At 45.7% G+C, this 21,716-nt stretch carries 25 protein-coding genes; 17 read left to right on the plus strand and 8 right to left on the minus strand.

All coding sequences use genetic code 11. The annotated features are described in order from the left end of the window. Positions 1 to 168: 168 nt before the first annotated feature. The 3 genes from QUA70_RS13030 to QUA70_RS13040 all read left to right on the plus strand — a co-directional run bounded on the left by QUA70_RS13030 (position 169) and on the right by QUA70_RS13040 (position 3,133). On the plus strand, positions 169 to 495 hold the full coding sequence (locus QUA70_RS13030; protein ID WP_333332970.1) for a (2Fe-2S) ferredoxin domain-containing protein: 327 nt from the start codon (positions 169 to 171) through the stop codon (positions 493 to 495). Between the two features lie 81 nt (positions 496 to 576). Next, positions 577 to 2,019: a D-alanyl-D-alanine carboxypeptidase/D-alanyl-D-alanine endopeptidase gene (gene dacB, locus QUA70_RS13035; RefSeq protein WP_445251634.1), complete on the plus strand. Its 1,443-nt coding sequence runs from the start codon at positions 577 to 579 to the stop codon at positions 2,017 to 2,019. Positions 2,020 to 2,236: 217 nt separating this feature from the next. After that, positions 2,237 to 3,133 (plus strand): alpha/beta hydrolase, encoded by an 897-nt coding sequence (locus QUA70_RS13040; protein WP_333347501.1) that lies wholly within the window; start codon positions 2,237 to 2,239, stop codon positions 3,131 to 3,133. Between the two features lie 149 nt (positions 3,134 to 3,282). Here the strand turns inward: QUA70_RS13040 and QUA70_RS13045 are convergent, their stop codons facing one another. Further along, on the minus strand, positions 3,283 to 3,507 hold the full coding sequence (locus tag QUA70_RS13045) for a response regulator transcription factor (protein ID WP_083888111.1): 225 nt from the start codon (positions 3,505 to 3,507) through the stop codon (positions 3,283 to 3,285). A 29-nt stretch (positions 3,508 to 3,536) separates the two neighbouring features. After that, entirely contained in the window at positions 3,537 to 4,010 is a 474-nt protein-coding gene (locus QUA70_RS13050) for a Coq4 family protein (protein WP_333347498.1), read from the minus strand. A gap of 612 nt (positions 4,011 to 4,622) precedes the next feature. Here QUA70_RS13050 and QUA70_RS13055 point away from each other — a divergent pair. Continuing rightward, positions 4,623 to 5,342, plus strand: coding sequence for a hypothetical protein (locus QUA70_RS13055; protein ID WP_333347496.1), 720 nt, complete (start codon positions 4,623 to 4,625; stop codon positions 5,340 to 5,342). A 25-nt stretch (positions 5,343 to 5,367) separates the two neighbouring features. Then, positions 5,368 to 5,583 (plus strand): hypothetical protein, encoded by a 216-nt coding sequence (locus tag QUA70_RS13060; protein ID WP_333347493.1) that lies wholly within the window; start codon positions 5,368 to 5,370, stop codon positions 5,581 to 5,583. Positions 5,584 to 5,889: 306 nt separating this feature from the next. On the opposite strand, the gene QUA70_RS13065 is transcribed toward QUA70_RS13060, so the two are convergent. From QUA70_RS13065 to recA, 3 genes are all read right to left on the minus strand, one after another. Then, complete coding sequence (locus QUA70_RS13065) at positions 5,890 to 6,156, minus strand: Txe/YoeB family addiction module toxin (protein WP_333347490.1); 267 nt, start codon at positions 6,154 to 6,156, stop codon at positions 5,890 to 5,892. Then, positions 6,149 to 6,403, minus strand: coding sequence for a type II toxin-antitoxin system Phd/YefM family antitoxin (locus QUA70_RS13070; protein ID WP_242720579.1), 255 nt, complete (start codon positions 6,401 to 6,403; stop codon positions 6,149 to 6,151). The genes QUA70_RS13065 and QUA70_RS13070 overlap by 8 nt, the downstream gene beginning before the upstream one ends. 471 nt (positions 6,404 to 6,874) lie before the next feature. After that, entirely contained in the window at positions 6,875 to 8,011 is a 1,137-nt protein-coding gene (recA, locus tag QUA70_RS13075) for a recombinase RecA (RefSeq protein WP_333347488.1), read from the minus strand. Positions 8,012 to 8,328: 317 nt separating this feature from the next. Here recA and QUA70_RS13080 point away from each other — a divergent pair, with 317 nt between their 5' ends. The 3 genes from QUA70_RS13080 to QUA70_RS13090 all read left to right on the plus strand — a co-directional run bounded on the left by QUA70_RS13080 (position 8,329) and on the right by QUA70_RS13090 (position 11,834). Further along, the gene (locus QUA70_RS13080) at positions 8,329 to 9,945 is read left to right on the plus strand and encodes a glycosyltransferase family 39 protein (protein ID WP_333347485.1); all 1,617 of its coding nucleotides are present in this window, start codon (positions 8,329 to 8,331) and stop codon (positions 9,943 to 9,945) included. 190 nt (positions 9,946 to 10,135) lie between these two features. Continuing rightward, a complete protein-coding gene (locus tag QUA70_RS13085) occupies positions 10,136 to 10,291 on the plus strand; it encodes a hypothetical protein (RefSeq protein WP_333332982.1) in 156 nt (51 codons plus the stop codon). A gap of 19 nt (positions 10,292 to 10,310) precedes the next feature. Next, positions 10,311 to 11,834, plus strand: a complete 1,524-nt coding sequence (locus QUA70_RS13090; RefSeq protein WP_333332983.1) for a peptide ligase PGM1-related protein — start codon at positions 10,311 to 10,313, stop codon at positions 11,832 to 11,834. A 104-nt stretch (positions 11,835 to 11,938) separates the two neighbouring features. On the opposite strand, the gene lepB is transcribed toward QUA70_RS13090, so the two are convergent. Continuing rightward, positions 11,939 to 12,547, minus strand: coding sequence for a signal peptidase I (lepB, locus tag QUA70_RS13095; RefSeq protein WP_333332985.1), 609 nt, complete (start codon positions 12,545 to 12,547; stop codon positions 11,939 to 11,941). 89 nt (positions 12,548 to 12,636) lie between these two features. On the opposite strand from lepB, the gene QUA70_RS13100 reads away from it, so the two are divergent. The 3 genes from QUA70_RS13100 to QUA70_RS13110 are packed head-to-tail and all read left to right on the plus strand — an operon-like array spanning position 12,637 to position 14,697. Continuing rightward, positions 12,637 to 13,959, plus strand: coding sequence for a dihydroorotase (locus QUA70_RS13100; RefSeq protein ID WP_333332988.1), 1,323 nt, complete (start codon positions 12,637 to 12,639; stop codon positions 13,957 to 13,959). A 60-nt stretch (positions 13,960 to 14,019) separates the two neighbouring features. Then, on the plus strand, positions 14,020 to 14,361 hold the full coding sequence (locus QUA70_RS13105; protein WP_333332990.1) for a DUF433 domain-containing protein: 342 nt from the start codon (positions 14,020 to 14,022) through the stop codon (positions 14,359 to 14,361). Between the two features lie 3 nt (positions 14,362 to 14,364). Further along, positions 14,365 to 14,697, plus strand: a complete 333-nt coding sequence (locus QUA70_RS13110; protein ID WP_333332992.1) for a DUF5615 family PIN-like protein — start codon at positions 14,365 to 14,367, stop codon at positions 14,695 to 14,697. Positions 14,698 to 14,854: 157 nt separating this feature from the next. Here QUA70_RS13110 and tsaE read toward each other — a convergent pair whose 3' ends face one another. Then, entirely contained in the window at positions 14,855 to 15,298 is a 444-nt protein-coding gene (gene tsaE, locus QUA70_RS13115) for a tRNA (adenosine(37)-N6)-threonylcarbamoyltransferase complex ATPase subunit type 1 TsaE (protein WP_333332993.1), read from the minus strand. A 113-nt stretch (positions 15,299 to 15,411) separates the two neighbouring features. After that, on the minus strand, positions 15,412 to 16,812 hold the full coding sequence (locus QUA70_RS13120; RefSeq protein WP_333332995.1) for a gluconeogenesis factor YvcK family protein: 1,401 nt from the start codon (positions 16,810 to 16,812) through the stop codon (positions 15,412 to 15,414). Positions 16,813 to 16,979: 167 nt separating this feature from the next. On the opposite strand from QUA70_RS13120, the gene QUA70_RS13125 reads away from it, so the two are divergent. From QUA70_RS13125 to QUA70_RS13150, 6 genes are all read left to right on the plus strand, one after another. Next, positions 16,980 to 17,762, plus strand: coding sequence for an ATP-binding cassette domain-containing protein (locus QUA70_RS13125; RefSeq protein WP_333347482.1), 783 nt, complete (start codon positions 16,980 to 16,982; stop codon positions 17,760 to 17,762). Positions 17,763 to 17,841: 79 nt separating this feature from the next. Then, a complete protein-coding gene (locus QUA70_RS13130) occupies positions 17,842 to 18,216 on the plus strand; it encodes a four helix bundle protein (protein WP_333347479.1) in 375 nt (124 codons plus the stop codon). 83 nt (positions 18,217 to 18,299) lie between these two features. After that, positions 18,300 to 19,790 carry an MlaD family protein gene (locus QUA70_RS13135; protein WP_333347477.1) on the plus strand — a complete coding sequence of 497 codons (1,491 nt, stop codon included), beginning with the start codon at positions 18,300 to 18,302 and terminating at the stop codon, positions 19,788 to 19,790. Between the two features lie 179 nt (positions 19,791 to 19,969). Further along, positions 19,970 to 20,746 carry a Uma2 family endonuclease gene (locus QUA70_RS13140; RefSeq protein WP_333347474.1) on the plus strand — a complete coding sequence of 259 codons (777 nt, stop codon included), beginning with the start codon at positions 19,970 to 19,972 and terminating at the stop codon, positions 20,744 to 20,746. A 115-nt stretch (positions 20,747 to 20,861) separates the two neighbouring features. After that, the gene (locus QUA70_RS13145; RefSeq protein ID WP_333347471.1) at positions 20,862 to 21,014 is read left to right on the plus strand and encodes a hypothetical protein; all 153 of its coding nucleotides are present in this window, start codon (positions 20,862 to 20,864) and stop codon (positions 21,012 to 21,014) included. A 212-nt stretch (positions 21,015 to 21,226) separates the two neighbouring features. Continuing rightward, the gene (locus tag QUA70_RS13150; RefSeq protein ID WP_333347469.1) at positions 21,227 to 21,619 is read left to right on the plus strand and encodes a tetratricopeptide repeat protein; all 393 of its coding nucleotides are present in this window, start codon (positions 21,227 to 21,229) and stop codon (positions 21,617 to 21,619) included. Positions 21,620 to 21,716: the final 97 nt, after the last annotated feature.

The following is a 21,716-nucleotide window of genomic DNA, read 5'->3' on the forward strand; positions in this document are numbered from 1 at the left end:
TGCTGAAAGGATTGGTTTGAAGGTAGTAAAGAAGGAAAAAGTTTGAATGCCAGAATTTTGCTGTTTTTTTCGATCGCACTATAAAATTCGGCCGTTTGCCTCCCTCTGGCGAGCGATCAACCTGCCAAGATTGTTAAGATATATTAAAGAGCAGATAAATCCTTACCAATGCCAGAATCTCCAACCTCAGAACCAGGCTCCCAACCAGAAGCGCGCTGTGTATTGGTTTGCCAGTATCTATCTTGCCTGAAAAATGGTTCAGCAGCAGTGCTAGCTGCTTTTGAAGCTCAACAAGTTGCAGGGGTGAAAGTTGAGGCTACTAGCTGTCAGGGACAGTGCACCACTGGCCCGACTGTACGAGTTACCCCGGACGAAATTTGGTATTGTCGAGTTAAACCGAGTGATGTACTGTTAATTGTGGAAGAGCACTTCAAAGAGGGAAAACCTGTAGAGGCGCTGTTCAATCCGAGAATTCATGCGCGTTATTATTATTAATATTGACTTGATTCGGTGAAACTTCCAAGCTCTGGCGCATCTAATTTTAATAGTTATTGTTAAGGAACTGGCACTTTGAAAATCCAAGGAATTGCGCTTAGTTTGTTAGTCCTAGTTCTGGGGCGTCCGTCGGCGGTTACTGCTCAAACGTCGGCGGTTTCTGGGGATATTTGTCCTGGGGAATTGGGAGCGCAAGTAGATGCGATCGCCAACCGTCCCGAATTTAGTCGATCGCGCTGGGGCATTTTGATTCAACCTCTATCTTCTACTGCTACTCTCTACAGCCGCGACGCCCAAAAATATTTTATTCCAGCATCAAATGTCAAGCTGCTAACCACAGCCGCTGCTTTGCAGAAACTCGGTGCTGATTTTCGGATTAAGACATCGGTTTACAGCGGCGAAAATGGAAGTTTGTACGTTGCCGGCAGGGGAGATCCGAGCATTGCTGAGGCTCAGTTGAAATCTTTGGCGCAGCAGTTGAAGCAGCGGGGAATCAGTCAAGTTAACCAGTTGATTGGCGATGACAGCTATTTTCAAGGCAGTGCAGTTAATCCGAATTGGGAATGGGAAGACGCCCAAGCGGGTTACGGAGCGCCCATTAACAGTTTAATTTTCAATCAAAACGCGATCGACCTTCTTTTGTCCCCACAGGCTCTGGGGCAACCTCTGAAAGTTACTTTTGCCGAAGCAAAGCTGGCAAATCAGTGGCAACTTCAGAACAATACTGTTACCGTCGCTCAAAACGAATCCGAGTTTATTGAAGTTGGCCGGGAGTTCGATCGACCTATAATTCGAGTTAGCGGACAGTTGAAAGTTGGTGGCGAACCTGAATCAGCTTATGTCGCAGTTGTCAACCCCGCTAATAATTTTTTGCAGTATTTTCAACAAGCCCTGGCGACTGAGGGAATTCCTGTTAAACAGAGTTTAGTTGCATCGGCTTCTCGCAATTTAAATCAAGAATTAGCAACCGTTGAATCGCCCCCGATGGCGGAATTGGTGAGAGAAACTAATCGCGAAAGCAACAATCTTTATGCAGAAGTTTTATTGAGATTGCTGGGAAAAGTTACAGACAAGATGCCCCAGCAGCAAGAGGATACAGGGGCAATAGGTTTGAAAGAGTTAAAAACCGCTTTAACTCAATTAGGAGTAAATCCAAACAGCTACATATTAGCCGACGGTTCGGGACTTTCCCGCCACAATTTAATTAGCCCAGAAGCCTTGGTGGAAACTTTGAGATTGATGGCTAATTCACCTGCTGCATCGATTTACCGCCAGTCACTGTCGATCGCTGGCGAGAGCGGCACTTTGAAAAATCGTTTTAATATTACACCAAACCGCGTAATTTTGCAAGGAAAAACAGGAACTATGAGTGGAGTTTCGGCGCTGTCGGGATATATCGAAGTTCCGAATTACGAGCCGCTGGTGTTTAGCATTATCGTCAATCAATCTGACCTATCGCCTGCAAAAATGCGATCGGCAACTGACGAAATTGTGCTATTATTGAATCGCCTGCGCCGCTGTTAAAACAACAGATTTAAGGTGACAAAGTTAAGCTCAGTAGTTACACCTAAAAAACAGGACACCCCCAAACCATACAAGTTTTAAGTTTCATTAGATTGCAGCGGCGGGGATCGAAAAGCAGCTACAATAAAAGTAGAAAAATTAAAACCATTGGGCCGTTTCAGCCTGCTATCAGTCGGCGGGTTCTTTACTTCCCGAAAATAAGTCTAACTTTCCAACTATGAATTCTTTCGATTCCGAACAGCAACACATCTTTGTCGAAACCAATAACATCCGCCTGCACTGCGTTTCTCAAGGAGAAGGCGAGCTCGTTCTCCTCCTGCATGGGTTTCCAGAGTTTTGGTACTCTTGGCGTCATCAAATCCCTGCTTTAGCGCGTCATTTCAAGGTGGTAGTGCCGGATTTGCGGGGCTACAACGATTCCGACAAGCCGGAAAGCGGCTATGATTTAGATACGCTGAGCGCGGATATTCGCGGTTTGATTGCGAGCCTCGGTTATACAAAAGCTCACGTTGTAGGTCATGATTGGGGAGGGGCGATTGCGTGGCACTTAGCTCAAAAATTCCCCGAACAACTCAACCGCTTGGCAATTTTAAACGCTCCGCACCCGCAGCGATTCGTGCAGGAAATGGCGAGCAATTTAGATCAAATCCGCCGCAGTTGGTACGTTTTGGCGTTTCAGGTTCCCGGCATTCCCGAATGGTTGATCCGGCAAAACTTGAAAGATTTTGTACACAATGTTTTCCAAGGACAAGCTGTTCGCAAAGGAGCTTTTAGCGCTGAGGAAACTAAGATTTATCAGACTGCTTTAGAAAAGCCGGGAGTATTAGCCGCCTCTATCAATTATTACCGCCAGATGTTTCATCCGCAGAGGCTTTGGAATTTGGGGCAGAAATTAGAACCTGTGACAGTGCCTACTTTGGTGCTTTGGGGAGAAGAAGATGCGTTTTTGAGCCACAAACTTGTAGAAGGTTTAGACAGATTAATTACGGCTCCGTTTAAGTTGAAATTAGTTCCTCACTGTGGTCACTGGATTCAGCAGGAAGCGCCGCAAACGGTGAATCGAGAATTGCTGAGTTTTCTGAGAAATTCTTCTCCTTCTTTGGCTTTGGCATAGAAAGTTTTAAACATTGCAAATTAAAACCCGGTTTTACAGCTAAACCGGGTTTTCATCTGTCTAGGGATAGGTTTTTTTTAGGGTGCGTCGTGCCTAGAGTTTCTGGATTACCAGAGAATTAAAGCTAGCTGACGCACCCTACTTATTGATCAGTCCCAGAGCAAATTTTCTTGGATCAGCAGTGCAATCATCGCAGTTCTGGAACAAACACCGAGTTTGATAAAAATCCGCCTTACGTAAGTAGCAACCGTCCAGTGACTGATATTTAAATTTTTGGCAATACATTTGTTGGGCAGCCCTTGGGCTACTAATTGCGCGATCGCTCTTTCCCGTGGACTCAGGCTAATTTCCGGTTTGTAACTTGTGCTTTGCATACTTTTGCAATGAGGTAACGAGTTAAAATCTAATCAATTAAGGGTAGAATTCCGAGTTTTTCTCGAACTTCACATAAAGGAGTTTCCCAATCAGATGCAACGTCCCAATTAATTAACTGAGTGGCTAATTTTCCGTGTTTTAAGCCTTTGATAATTTGTCCGATCGCGCATTTGCCGCTAATCAGTCCAACTAACACTAAAATCGCACAAGAAGGGCGAAATACTTGAGCGCGAGTAAACGCTTGAAGTATCAATTCATCTTCTGTTGAAGCTGAAAGACCAGTCAGAACGTGCCACACGTCGTGGTTTCGCTGAATCCAGTCTCCCGATGCGATCGGCTCAAAGCCTTGTTCGTCTAGAAATCGCGCCACTTCGCACCCTAATGTTCCTGCTGGCAGTTGGCGCAATTTTGCCAAGTCTATTTCAAAATGTCGATCGCTCTCAATTTGAGGATTAATTGTTTGAGCCATCTTTAATATAACTCCTAATTGACCGTCAGCCATAATTTATTCTCCCTTCAACAATGATTTAAGTTTCGAGCAAATTAATTTTTGTTTGTCAAGTTCATTTTTGCGCTGAATCAAGACGACTTTTTTTACCGACTCAGCTTAAAAATCGTACTTTCTATCAAAGCAATCGGCTATCAGGAGCTTTTACATTTCTTTACAAACCTTCTTAGATGTGAAATTTGCTATCTGTAAAAATCACCCTAGTCTTTGGAATCCCAACTTGACCCACCGGGAGGTATCCGTAAAATCCACACTATTTAGCGGTCATTGGAACCCCTTTACTTACGTATATAAATTTATTCTGCTGCTAATTATTGGAACTTGCAATGAGGCAGAAGTGGAAGCTTGCAGGCATCGTGATGCAGGTGCATACAAGTGAAGAGAGTTGAAGCAAGCTGAAGCAAGGTGAAGTTATGCAGAGTTGATGTTTCGGAATTACGCCGTAGTGCCAATCCCCCGTAGTTGCCGAATTTGTCGTGGCAATCATGGGCGATTGCCCGTATGTCGTTAGAATGTCGCTCAAATGAGTGTCACTCATTTGAGCGACTGGTCAAGCATTTCCACCAACAGCTACAAATAAAGTAGAGATTCATACAAGGTGTTGCTGTGAAAAAACTTTCCATTTTGTTATCCACAGGAGTTGTGTCATTGATTTGGTGCGGTGCTGCTAGCGCTACGACTTATGTTAATCCTAACGGTAAAACTACTTTAAACTTGTCAGAAAAAGGGAACAATCGCAGAGGTTTTTACTTGACCAAAGTAGGCAATCGGGAATTTTTGGGCAATATTCAAATTACCCGTTCCGAAGGAGCAGCCGGCTCTTACTATTACAATGGGACTTTCAAAGACAGTGCGACCGGCCCTGGCAGAAAAATTGTTTGTTCTGGAGATATTGCCATTGTCAGGCGTCAAGTTGGAAGAAGCAGCCAATTGGGAGCCGAAGTTACTTGGAAGGTGAAAGCAGGAGAAAATTGTCCTTCTATTGGCCAGACATTTAAAGTAAATTTAGTCGAACCTTTACCGCGTCCTAATGCAAGTGGCGACTATACTTCTAGCAATTCTAATACTTGGTTGACTGAAACTGCTGGTTCTGCAACTTGGCCTGCTTGGCGAGTCACGTCGCGAGATGGAGAACTCAACTGCCGTAAGACGCCAAACGGAGCCATTCAACAAGTTTACCGCGCGGATAGAGATACAATTGCTGCTGAACTCAGGGGAGTAAATGCGATTACGATGACGAACGGTCAACCCTGGTTGCGGACAAGACAAAACTGTTATGTGCGCGCTAATTCTCAATACGTTCAGCCAGTTTCTATGCCTGAATAAGTTATCGTAAGTAGGGAGCATCTCAATGAAAGCAGCCAAGCTAGAAATTGGAGTTTTGAGGCAAGAGGCAGAAGGAAGGAGCCAGAAGAAGTATTTTTACAAATATGAGATGCTCCCAGTTCTGCTGTCAGAGCCACGCGGCTTACCAAAAGACATGAATCCAGTTTACAAGGAGTATTTTGAAAACAATTCTGTTGGGATAAGTTGTTCTGGATTTAAATTGTATGTCAAAAAACAATAAAACTCCTGTGGGGAGTAGGGGTTGGGCGTCCCGCCCGCCTCGAATATGCAATTTAAATAAAAAGTCCGCGTTATTTTGTGGCTTCACTACTAAACAATGGATCACTGCATAACAATTGCCATGCAAAGGAGTACCCTCTCATCCCTGTTTATCCTGCAAAACTTACATAGCGTGACAAAAGTTACGCTCGCCCGTTAAATAGAAACTCGCTATCGTCATAAAATTAAAATTAAACTGCTCAAAGAATCGCCGACTTTCCTGTTAAACAAAAACGCCGCACCATAGCTAAGCAGGCGAAGGAGGATGTCAATCAGAATAGTGGTATCGACAAGAGATAATCGTTAGAGACCCGTCATCCACAGCATAAACTAATCGATTCGTATCATCAATTCGCCGCGACCCAAAACCAGCCAGATTCTCCCTCAGTGGTTCTGGCTTTCCGATCCCCTCAAACGGCAATCGGATTGTTGCCTCAATTAGCTTGTTAATTCGTTTTAACGTTTTCTTGTCTTGCCCTTGCCAATATAAATAATCGCCCCAAGCCTCATCCGTCCATGCTAACTTTCTAGTCATCCAACAAATTTCGCTCTACCACTTTCCCCTGCTTAAACTGAGCAATAGAACGCTCCAAATGGGCAGCATTGGCGGGAGATTTGAGTAAATGAACTGTTTCCAGCAAACTATTAAAGAACTCTAGCGACATCACCACGGCATCTTCCGCATCCCGTCTAGTGATTATGGTATAGTCCGTATCTTCCACTACTCTGTCTAAAACAGCCTTGAGGTTATTTCTCGCTTCGCTAAAAGAAACAATATTCATGTACTTGACACTTGTACTACTTACTGTACAAGTATAGCAATCCGCAATATATTCGGCAATCCCGATCTCATATCATGTCGGGTCAATTTACTGGTTCTATGGCTGGAGCCTGGGAACCGATACCTAGAGGAAAAGCCGAAGCCGAGCGAAAATTAAATTCGAGGCTCGCTTGTCGCTGTTGAGCGTTACTTTCGTTCTTTGCGAAAGTAACGAGTAAAACGAATAAACCAGTAAATTCGATCGCGCCGAAGCATAATTTACTGGTTTTACTGGTTCCTTTCGCTGTGTTACTGGTTTACTGGTTTACTGGCTGTGCCTCTTAACCCGTGTAAGCGACAAGCGAGCCGAAGCCGAGCGAAAATTAAATTCGAGGCTCGCTTGTCGCTGTTGAGCGTTACTTTCGCTCCAGCTTGGTAACAAGTAAAACGAGTAAACAACCCGTAAACGAGTAATAATTGAGGACTAAAAAAATTAGATTTCTTCGTCCAAAACTTCTACATCATCTACATCATCTACATCATCTACATCATCTACCTCATCTACATCATCTACCTCAATAGGAGCGACAGAATTAGCAGAAACTAGAGCACCAGTCTCAAGTTTCTTTTTAACTAGCTCCTCAATTTCATTTTTGAAATCGATGTTTTTCTCCATGTGCTGGATCACTTTGTCTCGTCCTTGAGCTATGTTCTCTCCGTTGTAGCTATACCAAGAACCTTTTTTGATAATTACTCCCATTTCGTCGGCCAAGTCAGTCAGACAGCCTAAAGTAGAAATGCCTTTGCCAAATACAATGTCAAATTCGGCAATACGGAAAGGCGGAGCAACTTTATTTTTAGCAACTTTAACTTTCGTGCGGTTGCCGTATTCTTCTGTACCTTTTTTCAAGCTTTGAATGCGGCGAATGTCAAGCCGCACACTGGCGTAGAATTTGAGTGCGTTGCCGCCGGTTGTTGTTTCGGGGTTGCCGTAAGTTATGCCGATTTTCTGCCGCAATTGGTTGAGGAAGATGACGGTACAGCCAGATTTGCCGATATTGCCGGTGATTTTCCGCAAAGCTTGACTCATCAATCGGGCTTGCAAACCCATGTGAGAGTCGCCCATGTCGCCTTCGATTTCGGCGCGGGGGACGAGGGCGGCTACGGAGTCAATTACTACGATATCGACGGCGACGGAACGCACGAGTTGATCGACAATTTCTAGGGCCATTTCGCCGGTATCCGGCTGGGAAACTAAGAGATTTTCAATATCGACGCCTAAAGCGGAGGCGTAGGTGGGATCGAGGGCGTGTTCGGCATCGACGAAGGCTGCGATACCGCCGGATTTTTGGACTTCGGCGATCGCGTGGAGGGCTAGAGTGGTTTTACCGGAACTTTCCGGGCCGTAAATTTCAATAACTCGGCCTTTTGGCAAACCGCCGCCCAAAGCAATGTCCAGTGTCAGGGCTCCGGTGGGAATGGTTTCTACCCTCATGCGAGTGGAGTCTCCCAATCGGACGATCGCCCCTTTGCCAAAGCTGCGCTCGATTTGGGAGAGTACGGAAGTTAGAGCTTTTTGCTTTTCTGAGTTTTCAGTGGAAGTTTTTATAGACGCTTCTTTTTTTGCCATTTGCGGTACGCGGGTAGACCCCTTGCGGAGCTTGTTGATTAACTGTACAACACGTATGTTAGCAGTTATTTTTGGGGTCTGGAGGTTCTGGGAGGATCTGGTTGAAGATTCTGGATTTTGGGGAGGGTTCAGCCTCAGCCAGCTTTCAGCAGGCTCTGATGTAGAAGTATTCGGCATCCGGCAGAGGGTAGAATTATTGTCTGTTAGGGGATGTAGTTAGTATCGATCGCTCTTGGAGTGAGGTTTACGATGATCTACAGTTCCAAATTCCGTGAAGCGTAGCTATCCCGGAGGGAATCGCCACAATTAGGACAAGCATGGGATCTACAACACATCAAGACACATCTATTAATACCAAAAATTCCCGCTGGCTGATGAACTTATTGGCGATCGGCATTTTATTAGGTATCGGATTTCGGTTTTTTGAGATCGATCGCAAACTGTACTGGCACGACGAAGCTTACACATCAATCCGCGCCGCTGGTTTCACCCGCCAAGAAATCGACGACGAACTATTCCAAAACCGGATTGTTCCGGCACCAGAATTGCAAAAATATCAGCGGATTAAACCGGGAAGTACAGAAGCCGAAACAATTCGTTCTTTAGCACTAGAAGACCCGCAGCATCCGCCTTTATACTTTCTCATGGCTCGTTGGTGGATGCAGCAATTTGGCAGTTCTCTAACAGCATCCCGCAGTTTGCCAGCACTATTGAGTTTGCTGTCGTTGCCTTTGATGTACGTGTTAGCTCAGGAACTTTTCGCCTCGAATTTGGCCGCGTTATTAGCAACAGCACTTTTGGCTTTATCTCCCTTTGACATCTTGTTTGCTCAGACAGCAAGGCAGTACAGTTTGCTGACAGCCACAGTTATTGGCAGCAGTTGGCTGCTGCTGAGAGCAGTGCGGTTGCGGGGTTGGCAAGATTGGGTATTTTACTCGCTGGCGATCGCCCTTGGTTTCTACACTCATCCTTTCTTCAGTTTAACACTCATCGGACACGGAGTTTTTATAATTGCTTACTGGTTGTTTGTCAAAAAAACCAAATTGCCAGGTCATGTAACTAATTCCCAATTTTTTTTAGCAGTAACAGCAGCTTTAATATTGTATCTTCCTTGGATTTACGTGCTGGCGACCAACCTGGGACGAGCATCAGCTACGACAGATTGGACGCGAGTATCTCCGGGTTGGCTGTATCTTCTCAAATTGTGGACGCTCAGCTTTACAGCCTTATTTTTTGACTTCGACTTCGGGTTTGATAATATCTGGACTTATCTGCTGAGATTGCCATTTGGGCTGTTAATTGCGGCAGCCCTTTACAAAATCTGCCGTCGGGCTAGCACTTCAACTTGGCTGTTTATTTTAACATCAATTTTTGTACCTTTTTTGATCCTGGCGTTACCGGATATAATCCTAGGCGGCAAACGTTCGGCCGTCAGCCGCTATCTGATTTCCTGCTTTCCGGGAGTTCAGCTAGCAGTTGCTTACTTGCTCGCCAGTAACGTGAAAACTCAGCAGCGGTTTTGGCAAGTCATTTTAGCCTTGGTATTTACAGCAAGTGTAGCCTCCTGTACAGTTAGCGCTTTTTCTGATACTTGGTGGAGCAAAGACTTGAGCTATTTTAATGCTGAAGTTGCGAAAATTATTAACAAAGAGGCGATAGCTAATCGGTCGATTAAAGATACAATTGTAATTAGCGATCGCGGCAACGATTTTACGAACATGGGAGATTTGCTGTCTCTGAGTTATTTGCTCGACAAAGACGTGCGGCTGATGCTGATGAGTCAGTCGCCAGAAATCGAGATGCTGAACAAATATTCGGCTCCCCTGGTGTTCCGCCCTTCGGAAAAATTGCGATCGGCACTCAAGCAAAATCAACGCCGCTTAGAGCCGATATTGGAATATGCCAGACTTTTTAGAGTGCGGCGAGCTTCTTAGAGCAGATGGACAGAAATGGACGAGCGTCCCCGGTAGGGTGCGTCAGTCAATTTTAGATTTTAGATTTTAGATTTTAGATTTATTCCACAGATGAATCTGGGAGGTTAAACTTTGGTCTAAAATTTTTGGAGATTCACGACAGGAGTAGGTGGCATGGTATCGGTTTTTGGGTGGGGGCAGAAAAAACTGTTTGAATTGCCTCAAATATTTGGCAGGACGCACCTTAAATCACTATTTGGGCATTTTTGTCAATATTCCCGGTAAAGTGCGTCAGACAAAAAAACTGTGTCAGTTGTCTCAAGTATTGGGGCTGACACACCCGACATCATCAGCAATAATTATTTGAATACTTAGGATAAAACGCAATGCAAGAGTTAAATAAATCATCTTCCGAATCCGCACAGAAGTTTCGCAATCTTCAGACAGAATTACGCGAACGTTGGCGAGCGATAGAAGAATTCGACAGCGGAGATTGTGACATTATTATCATTCCTTCTCTCAGCTTAGATCAGCAAGAAATGCAGAAAGTTGAGGGTGCTTACCACTACGAAGAGCGGCATTTATTTTCATTGATTCGCCTGCGAAATCCGCGCACGCGCTTAATTTACATTACCTCCGAGCCCTTACACCCGATGATTGTGGATTATTACCTGCAATTGCTGCCGGGAATTCCGTTTTCTCACGCGCGCGATCGGCTTTTGCTATTCAGTGCTTACGACGCTTCTGCCAAATCCCTCACCCAGAAAATTTTAGATCGTCCCCGCTTGATGGAGCGCATTCGTCAAGCAGTGCGGCCGACAAAATCTTATATGGTTTGTTATAACTCAACGCCCTTAGAACGCGAGTTATCTGTTAAATTGGGGATTCCTTTGTGGGCCAGCGATCCCGATCTGTTATACTGGGGAACAAAAAGCGGTAGCAGGCAAATTTTTAAAGAATGTGGCGTGCCTTATCCTGACGGTTCCGAGTTGGTTTGGAATGCGGAAGATTTAGCGGAAGCTGCGGCAGAGTTGTGGGGACGGCAGCCGCATTTGCAACGGATCGTAATTAAGTTAAATGAAGGTTTTTCGGGGGAAGGAAATGCCATTTTAGATCTGAAGCCCCTCGCAGGTAAAGCGCCTACAGAAAGAGCGAAGGCAATTGGCGATCACTTCCATAATTTGCGCTTTCAAGCAACGGGCGAAACCTGGGAAAATTTTAGCAGCCGCATTCCCGAATTAGGGGCAATTGCCGAAGCATTTATCGAAGGAGAAGAAAAGTTCTCGCCCAGCGTTCAAGGCAGAATTGTCCCCAGTGGCGAAGTAGAAATTCTCTCAACCCACGACCAAATTTTAGGAGGCCCAGACGGTCAAATTTTCTTGGGTTGCCAATTTCCGGCAGACGAATCTTATCGAATAGCGTTGCAGGAATTGGCATGGAAAGTTGGGCAAAACTTAGCTAAAAAAGGGGCTTTAGAGAGATTTGGAGTAGATTTTCTCGCGGTAAAGCAATCCGATGGGAAATGGGATATTCAAGCAATAGAAATTAACTTGCGGAAAGGAGGCACAACTCATCCGTTTATGGCTTTGAAGCTGTTAACAAACGGTCGGTACGAGCGTAGTACCGGATTATTTTACAGCCAGCAGGGTCGTCCGAAATATTATGTCGCTTCGGACAATTTGAAAAAAGAGCGTTATCGGGGGTTATTACCGAACGATTTGATGGATATTATTGCTGACAATCAACTGCACTTTGACAGCGGTACAGAGACGGGCAGTGTGTTTCATTTAATGGGTTGTTTGTCGGAGTTTGGCAAATTGGGAGTGACGAGTATCGGCAATTCGCCGCAACAAGCTGAGGAGATGTATAACAAAGTTGTGAAAGTTCTCGATCGCGAAACCTCCTACTAAATCTCATTTAACCATTAATTATTTGGTCGTGGAAAATGGCTAATAGCTAATTGGTACTTTAAACTGACAACCGCAGATTTTAATCTGCGGGTTGCGGGTTGTAGCTAATTTTTAGCGGGATAAATGGGCGTGGGATCGATCGAACCTGTGCGGTTGAGTGGCCAAAAACGGACGATCGCCCTACCGATGATATTTTGCTTGGGTACAAAGCCCCAGTAATGACTGTCACAGCTTGCGTTGCGGTTGTCGCCGAGCACCAAGTAAGAATTTGGAGCTACAACTTCAGGCCCGTAGGGATACTGCGGAATTTCTTCAATATATTTTTCCTGTAGCGGCTGCTTGTTAATAAAAACTTTTCCCTCTCTGACTTCCACAGTGTCCCCTGGAAGCCCGATCACTCGCTTGATATAGGCATCTTTGATCGGTGGCGGCTGTCCCGTGCACAAACTAGCCTGGTCTGGAGGCATAAATACGATAATATCTCCTCGCTGGGGCTCTTGGAATCGATAGCTTACCTTATCTATAATTAATCGATCGTTAATTTGTAAGGTTGGGAGCATTGAGCCGGTGGGAATGTAGCGTGCTTCGGCAACCAGGGTGCGGATACCAAAGGCTAAAAATGCTGCTAAGCCGATCGTCTTAATTCCTTCGATCCAAGGATTTTCGGTGTCTTGCGGAGGTTTTTCGTCGGCTGACTTGTCTAGACGAGTCATAGGGTATTGTAGTGACTGAGCTGGATACGAATTATAAACTTAATAATGCTTCCATGCTAGCACGCTGTTTACTCAATTAAGGATATCTTATGACTCCCCAATCAAGTTTGTTAATCCGTCGCGCTCGCATTCTTTTGCCCAATGGTGAGTTTTTGGTAGGAGATGTGCAAATCTGCGATCGCAAAATTGTCAAGGTTGCTGCTGAAATTGTCGAATCTGGCGATCGAGAAATAGATGCGAAAGGCTTAACTCTGTTACCCGGAGTAATTGATCCCCAGGTACACTTCCGGGAACCGGGTTTAGAACACAAGGAAGACTTGTTTACCGCTAGCTGTGCTTGCGCTAAAGGCGGCGTGACATCGTTTCTCGAAATGCCGAATACGCGACCCCTGACTACAACCCAAGCTGCCTTAGATGATAAACTAAGTCGCGCTGCCGAGAAGTGTTTGGTGAATTACGGCTTTTTTATTGGTGCAACGCCGGAGAATTTGCCGGATTTGTTGAATGCGAATCCGACTCCGGGAATTAAGGTGTTTATGGGTTCGATGCACGGGCAGTTGTTGGTGGATGGAGAAGCAACTTTAGAGGCGATTTTTGCTGCAGGCGATCGACTAATTGCCGTGCACGCAGAAGACCAAGCTAGAATCAACCAGAGGCGTCAGGAATTTGCCGGGATTTCCGATGTTGCAGTGCACTCCCAAATTCAAGACAATCAAGCAGCTTTATTGGCAACTCAACTAGCAGTAAAACTTTCTAATAAATATCAGCGCCGACTGCACATTCTGCACCTTTCAACGGGGGATGAAGCTGAGTTTTTGCGCCAGGAAAAACCGAGTTGGGTGACAGCAGAAGTTACGCCGCAGCATTTGTTGTTAAATACCAGCGCCTATCAAAAAATTGGCAGTTTAGCTCAGATGAATCCGCCTTTGCGCGAACCCCGCGATAACGAAATACTTTGGCAAGCTTTACTCGACGGCGTAATTGATTTTATCGCCACCGACCACGCGCCGCACACATTAGCAGAAAAAGCTCAAGAATATCCAAATACGCCGTCAGGAATGCCGGGAGTCGAAACTTCTTTGCCTTTGATGCTGACGCAAGCAGTAGAGGGAAGATGTACAGTTGCTCAAGTTGCTAATTGGATGTCGGCTGCAGTTGCTAAGGCTTATAAGATTCCGAACAAAGGGGCGATTGCTCCGGGTTTTGACGCCGATTTAGTCTTAGTTGATTTGGAGAAATACCGCCAGGTGGTCGGCGCAGAGATGGCGAGCAAGTGCGGCTGGAGTTCCTTTGAAGGTTGGAGTTTGACTGGATGGCCTGTGGTCACGGTTGTGGGAGGAAAAGTTGTTTTTGATAATGGTAAATTGGATACAAATGTGAGGGGAGAAGCATTGACATTTGACGCTGAGTAAGCCTGAATTTAACTCAAGTGTTATAATTGGGTATTCCCGATCGCAAAGGCGATATTACCCATGCTTCTCCAAGAACTAGAAACACAACTCCTGGCCTTAACTCCGACTGAGAAAGCTGAAGTGATCCGGCTTTTAACCCAAAGTATAAACAATAGTTGGCCAGGAATTACCAAAACTCCCGACGTGTGTGGTGGCGATGCTTGCATTGCCAAAACTAGACTTCCCGTTTGGCTGTTCGTGAGTTTGCGCCGTCAAGGTTCAAGTGATGCTGAACTTCTACAATTTTATCCCCAGTTGAATGCTGCAAACTTAGTAAATGTCTGGACTTATGCTGAGGCTAACTCCAAAGAAATTGAAACAGCACTCCGAGAAGAAGCAGCAGCAATGATGCAGGAAGTATAATTTATGGCACGTCTGTATGCAGATGAACAGTTCCCGTTTTCTGTTGTGGCATTGCTGCGAAATTTCGGTCACGATGCCCTGACTATTCAAGAGGTAGGAAATGCCGGAGATGATGACCCCGAAGTATTAGCCTTTGCTGTGAATAACGATCGGGCGGTTATGACGCAAAATCGTCGGCATTTCATTCTCTTGCACACTCAACAACCACATCATGCTGGTATTATCGTGTGTACAGACGATAAAAATCTAGAAAGGTTGGCAACACGCATCAATGATGCTATTGCTGGTGAAGAAAGTTTGAGAGGCAAATTGATTCGTGTCAACGGTCCGCAGTAAGTTCGCGCTGAGAGGTTGCACTATTCTCTCTTAACAGGCTTTCCGGCCTGTTCCACAAAGAGTGAATTTTCTTCTTGTGGAACAGGCCGGAAAGCCTGTTCAGAAAAGGCTGAGTGAGAATGGTGCAACATCTAAATTCAATCGCCTTTTCTCAAATTTACCATTGCCAATCCAATAAGTCGCCATTACCAATTACTTCGACTTGCCGCCCGTTATCTAGATAACTCAAAGAAATTTGCAAATAATTTTCGGGTTTGTACTGCAATCTTTCCGCCCATTCGATCGCCACAATTCCCAAATCCATTTCTAAGCCGTCCCAATAACTTTCTAAGTGCAAAGCCTCCGCTTCTTCGGGTTCCAGTCGATACAAATCTAGATGATACAGCGGAACTCGCCCTGTAAAATACTCGTTAATTAGCGTGAAAGTAGGACTTTCGATCGAGTCTGAGATTCCTAAACCTTCAGCTATACCTTGAACCAAGGTAGTCTTGCCCGCACCTAAATCTCCTTGTAATAAGATTACAGTGCCAGCGGGGAGCGATCGACCTAACGCAACACCAAACTTTTGCGTAGCCTCAGAATCGGGAAGCAAAGTTTTCATTTCAATAATTAGTCATTTGTTATTTGTTATTTGTTATTTGTTACTCGCTTGCGGCTGGTAATAACCAATAACCAATAACATGAGTCAACAGTCAACAGTCAGCAGTCACCAGCTTAAATGTTCTGGGCGCGGCCGTACCAACGCAGCAACATCCCCGCCAACCTTTGAGAATTGTGGCGAATTAAACCCGTATTTTCATCTTCATCCATCACATTTGCGATGACAATTCGCCGCCCCAATTGCGTTACTGCTTCCCGATCAAGTACAACCGGATAAGAATTCTCCTGAGAATAGCGGATCAAAGCCTTTGCAGAAGGGACTTTTCCTTGAACTACTACAGCATCGAACAGCGGCCGGCCGCAAGCGCGGTCGATCGCCCGAATGTGGTCTGCAACACTGTATCCGTCAGTTTCCCCTGGCTGAGTCATAATATTGCACACATAAATGCGCGGAACTTCGCTATTGGCGATCGCATCAGCAATTTCTGGCACCAACAAATTCGGAATGACACTCGTATAAAGACTCCCCGGCCCAATAATGATAAAATCCGCTTCCCGAAGTGCTTGGGCCACCTTTGGTAACGCCGGAGGATTAGCAGGAGTGCAGCCAATTCTGAGGATTTTTCCGTTAGCTTTTGTAATGCTGGACTCCCCCTCAATCCTGCGGCCGTCAGCCAGTTCTGCCCACAAAGAAACGTCGCTCAGAGTAGCCGGCAGCACCTCTCCCCTCACTGCTAAAACTTTAGAACTCGCGGCGATCGCCTGTTCCAAATCTCCAGCAATATCGCTCATCGCCGTCAAAAACAAATTCCCAAAACTGTGACCCACCAAACCGTCACCAGCCCGGAAACGATATTGAAATAACTCAGTCAATAACTTTTCCTCATCTGCCAAAGCAGCCAAACAATTGCGAATGTCTCCCGGCGGCAATACCCCAATTTCCCGCCGCAGCCGCCCGGAAGACCCCCCATCATCGGCCACCGTGACAATAGCAGTGATTTTGGCACTGTAATCCTTCAATCCCCTGAGCAAGTTAGAAAGACCCGTACCGCCCCCAATTGCCACAATTTTCGGGCCGCGGTGCAAGCGGCGGTGGTTGAGGAGTCGATCGACCAATTCCTCATTCCCTTCCGGCATCAACACTTGAGTAATAGAGTTCAAACTGCGAGTTTGCCCCCACAGAATTAACAAAATCCCGCCAGCAATGATGATCGGCCCCGACACGTAATTGGGAATAACTTCCGCAATCCACGCCAAAAAATTTCTCAACAATTGCAATAAGAAGAAAATGGGAGTCATCCCAGTCCAAATCGCTAAACCCAAAGTGGCAAGCACTACACCGCTGGCACTAATCAGCAGCCACCGTTTCACTAACAGTCCGGGGGCTAACCACTTAAACCACTGGTGAACTCGCCCGTTCCGCAAAGAAGGGGGGTAAGGATTTCTGGATTGGGCAAAAACCTGCTTGGCTTTAGCCAAGACGCGGAGGGCTTTAGGAAGTGAACTAATTGACATGGTTAATTAGTCTTAAGGGTATTGGAACAGCTCGAGCTGACAAATTTACAATACAAGAGAGTTTTGATTCTGGCAGTCAATTTAAGTCATTAGTCAATTAAAGTCATTAGTCATTAGTCATTAGTCATTAGCTAGACTGATGACTGACAACTTATTGATAACATCTTATGGTTGAGCCACTAATCGAACTCAAGGGGGTAAGTAAGTCCTTCGGCCAGAACCCGATCCTCGATCGAGTCGATCTGAGGATTTATCGGGGAGAGGCCCTGGCAATTATTGGCCCTTCGGGGACGGGGAAATCTACTATTTTGCGGATAATTGCGGGTTTGTTGGCCCCGGATGCCGGTGAGGTTTTCGTTCAGGGACAGCGCAGGGTCGGATGGGTAGACGACGTGGCAGATCCGATCGGAATTGGGATGGTGTTTCAGCAAGCGGCTTTGTTTGATTCGCTGACGGTGGAGGAGAATGTCGGTTTTTTACTTTACCAGCATTCTAAGCTGCCGCGCCGCCGCATTCGGGAATTGGTGGAGGAAAAGTTGGAGATGGTGGGTTTGCCGCGAATTGGCGAACGCTATCCGGCGCAGTTGTCTGGGGGAATGAGGAAGCGGGTAAGTTTTGCCCGCGCTATCATGGCGAATCCTGATAATGACAGGGATAATCCAGAGGTGTTGCTGTACGACGAACCGACGGCGGGTTTAGATCCGATCGCTTCGACGGTAATTGAAGATTTAATCCGCGACTTGCAGGCTGCCCAAGGTGTTTGCAGCACTTATGCGATCGTCACTCACCAAGACAGTACCATCCGCCGCACTGCCGATCGCATCGTATTTCTCTATCGAGGCAAAGTGCAATGGGAGGGAACTGTCAGCGATATTGCATCAACAGATAATTTACTGATCCGACAATTTTTTAGTGGCAGTGTTACTGGGCCAATTCAAGTGATTGGATAGTCAATTGTCAATTGTCAGTTGTCAGTTGTCCGTGGTCAGTAGGCCGTGGTTAATTGTTTGTCTTGTTGGGAGATAGTATATGTCACAAACAAACTTTCAGAAGTTAGATGTTTATAAATTATCTGAAAAATTAGCTGATGAAATTTGGAATATTGTTATAAAATGGGACGCACTAGCAAAAGATACTGTCGGCAAGCAAATTATTCGATCTGCTGATAGTATTGGTGCTAATATTGCGGAAGGAGATGGTCGAGGTAGCTATCAGGATCATCGGCGATTTATCAAGATCGCCAGAGGCTCTTTATATGAAACCAAGCACTGGTTGAGACGGGATTATACTAGGCAACTACTAACAAGTACGCAAGTAGAAACACTCAAGCCAATTATTGATGAACTGTCGCCCCGGCTAAACGCCTATCTAAAATCTATAGGCAACACATCAGAAAAAAATTAACAACTGCCAACTATCAACTATCAACTGCCAACTATCAACTGCCAACTGCCAACTGCCAACTCCCAACTGCCAAAGGAGGTAATATGCAATCGCGAACTGTAAGAGAAGGTTCTGTCGGGTTCTTAATTTTAGTAGGAATCGGTTTATTTGGGGGCTTAGTGCTCTGGCTGCGGGGCGTGCAGCTAGGGAACCGCAGCTACAAATTCGCCGTAGAATTTGCCAGCGCCCAAGGAATGCAAATAGGCACGCCCATAAGGTATCGTGGGGTTGCAGTCGGTAAAATTACCGCTCTCAAACCGGGTTCCAACGGCGTAGACGTGACCCTGGAAATTGCCCCCGGTACTTTAGTGATTCCCAGGGATGTTACGATCGAAGCGAATAAATCGGGTTTAATTGGCGAATCGTCGATCGACATTACCCCCAACTCGATTTTGCCAGAATCGTTACTTACCGCCAATCCCGTTAGTGCTGACTGTCCCTCGGAGATAATCTGCCAAAATGCGCGCTTAAAAGGTCAAGCAGGAGTCACTATTGACGAACTTATTCGATCCACAGTTCGCCTAGCTAATTTCTACACCGACCCCGCGCTGTTCAACAATATTAAATCCCTCGCCGAAAATACAGCCAACACAGCTAAAGGTGCAGCTAAACTCACTCAAGATTTATCAAATTTAACTCAAACTGCCCAAGCCGAAATAAAAAACTTGAATCAAGCTGTCAGAGGAGACATTGGGAGCTTAAATCAATCTCTCAAAACCGAAATAGCGAGTTTAAATCAATCATTAAAGGGGGAAGCCAGCAGTTTAAATCAATCATTAAAGGGAGAAGCAAGCACCTTAAATCAATCCCTCAAGACGGAAATATCAGCAGTCGCCGCTGATGTTTCTAAAGTAGCAGCTACGGCGGACACTTCCACAAAAGCCGTATCTGCTGCTGCGATAAATTCTGCTAATTCAGTAACTCAAGCAGCCAATCAAGTTACATTAACAGCCAACCAACTCAATTCTTTAGTAACAACCAACCGCGCCAGTTTAGTCTCAACTCTGAATAACATCAATCAAAGCAGTCAGGAACTGCGGGTAGCTGTCAGCAGTTTGAGTCCTACAATTAATCGACTCAACCAAGGACAATTGCTGAACAATTTAGAAGTTTTATCAGCGAATGCTGCCCAAGCTTCTGGTAGTTTGCGAGATTTATCCAGCCAGGTAAACAATCCCGCAACATTGCTATTATTGCAGCAAACTCTAGATTCTGCACGAGCTACATTTCAGAACGTGCAAAAAATTACTTCCGACGTGGATGATTTGACGGGAGATCCGGCTTTCCGCAACAACATTCGCAGGTTGTTCAACGGATTAGGAGGCTTGTTGGGTTCGACAGAACAACTGCGACAACAAGTTAAAGTGACTCAAACATTAGCTCCCCTTTCTGAGAAAGTAAATGCGAGTACACCTGCCAGAAATTCATCAGTACAGCCGGGATTTCCCAGCTTACACAAACAGCCAAAAGTGCCTGTTATACCTTCTCAAACTGCCAGGTCAGCAGAACCAGTGGCTCCCGAAAATACCCCTTAAAACAGGGTATTATTGAATAACCGCCATTGCAAGATTCGCGACTTCCTCTAGTTAGTAACGTGGGCAATACGCACCCCGATTACAGCTAGTTAGTAAGGTGCGCCTTTCGCACCCGGCCTTAAAGTTATTGTCCAAATCCTATTAACAAAAAACTCTTTCTATCGAAACAAGGAAAACCAATGACGCAAACATTATCGAAACCGGACGCAACCAAAACCAAGTATACTATAACTTGGGAAAAATTGCCAGATGACTTTAAATTACCCGACGATCCTGTGGAAAACATCGACCAACCACTTTTAGCCGCGGCCCTCCGAGAAGCCTTGGATCTCGCAGGATTTATCCTAGCTTCAATGCTAATAGCTTCCAATTTTGGGCTCTGTGCCAAAGTTAACGACAAAACAGTAGTAAAAGCCCCTGATTGGGTGTACGTTCCCTCGGTATTGCCAGCAGGACCTGGAGAAGTTCGCCGCAGTTATACGCGCAATGCTGAGGGAGAAGTACCTGCGGTAGTGATGGAATTTTTATCGGAGACTGACGGTACTGAATATTCAAATAAACCGACATATCCTTACGGAAAATGGCGGTTTTATGAGCGAATTTTGCAAGTACCGATTTATGTAATTTTTGAACCGAAATCGGGAGTATTGGAAGTGTACAGACTCTCGACTTCTGGAGAATACGAATTGCAAGAACCGGATGCTAATCAGCGATTCTGGATAGAATCAATGGGTTTATTTCTGGGGGTTTGGGAAGGTGAAAAATCTCAGAGAACGGGTTATTGGTTGCGCTGGTGGGATGAGAATGGCAATTTGCTGCTGTGGGGTGCCGAACGGGTGGCACAGGAACGCCAGCGCGCCGAAGAGGAACGCCAGCGCGCCGAAGAGGAACGCCAGAGGGCCGATCGACTAATGGCATACTTGAGAAGCCAAGGCATCGATCCTGATGGCATTTGAAGGTGTGGGAGGTCGATCGGCCTTTCGGCCCTTAATCCAATCCCATTTTGATTGCACAATCGAGTCAGCAAGGGCGTTTTAGATTAAAAATAACCACAATTAAGGAGCGATCGGCATGACTGCAACAACATTAGAAGAAAAATTAGATCGGCTTTCTGATGAATTAGCCTCAGCACTAGAAGCGGAACGCCAGCGTGCTCCTGAACTCACATCTTTGCTACCGCGTTACCGAGATCGGTTTGGCGAAATGCCAGAGAGTAACGGCTAAAAAGTAAGGGTGCGATCGCGCTTCATCGATCTCGATCGCCCGCGTGTTATTGTCACCTAAATATCCTTGACAAATCTTAGATTTTGTGTGGGGGCTAGAATTGGTTTCAAATTTTAAATGGCGAAGGGCGATCGTTTTGCGATCGAACTTGGGCAATCTAGAGATAGGTGCGAGTGCCAGTGCCGGGAAAACAGCGACGCCAAGAGTTACCAATGGAAAGTACACAGAAAAAATCTAGTGATAGTCGGGTTCATCGGAGCGATCGAATTAAGCAGATTTTTGCTTTAGTATCAATGGTTGGCTTTGCTGGTTCGGCAATTTTTGGTATGGTGAGTCTGTTCGGCAGCGGTTTGAGCAGCCAGCACCAACAAAAACCGGCGACTGCGGCAGTTTCTCAGGAATCTTTGCTAGCGACGCAGGAACGGGGATATGAAACGGTTTTGCAGCGGGAACCCCAGAATCAGACGGCTCTGGAGGGGTTGGCAAATGTGCGGTTGCAGATGAATAATGAGAAAGGGGCGATCGAGCCTTTGGAGAAGTTGGTGAAGCTATATCCCGACAGAGCTGATTATAAGGCGCTGTTGGGGCAGGTGAAGGGGAAGTAGTAGGGCGATCGGTCAATTTCTTTATTAAGATAGATTAAAAATCATTAAATTAAATGTAGCTTCCTAATTAAAATACCCGACTTAGTTTCACAAAAGG

It is taken from the genome of Microcoleus sp. LAD1_D5, from assembly GCF_036702115.1.
GTDB lineage: Bacteria > Cyanobacteriota > Cyanobacteriia > Cyanobacteriales > Microcoleaceae > Microcoleus.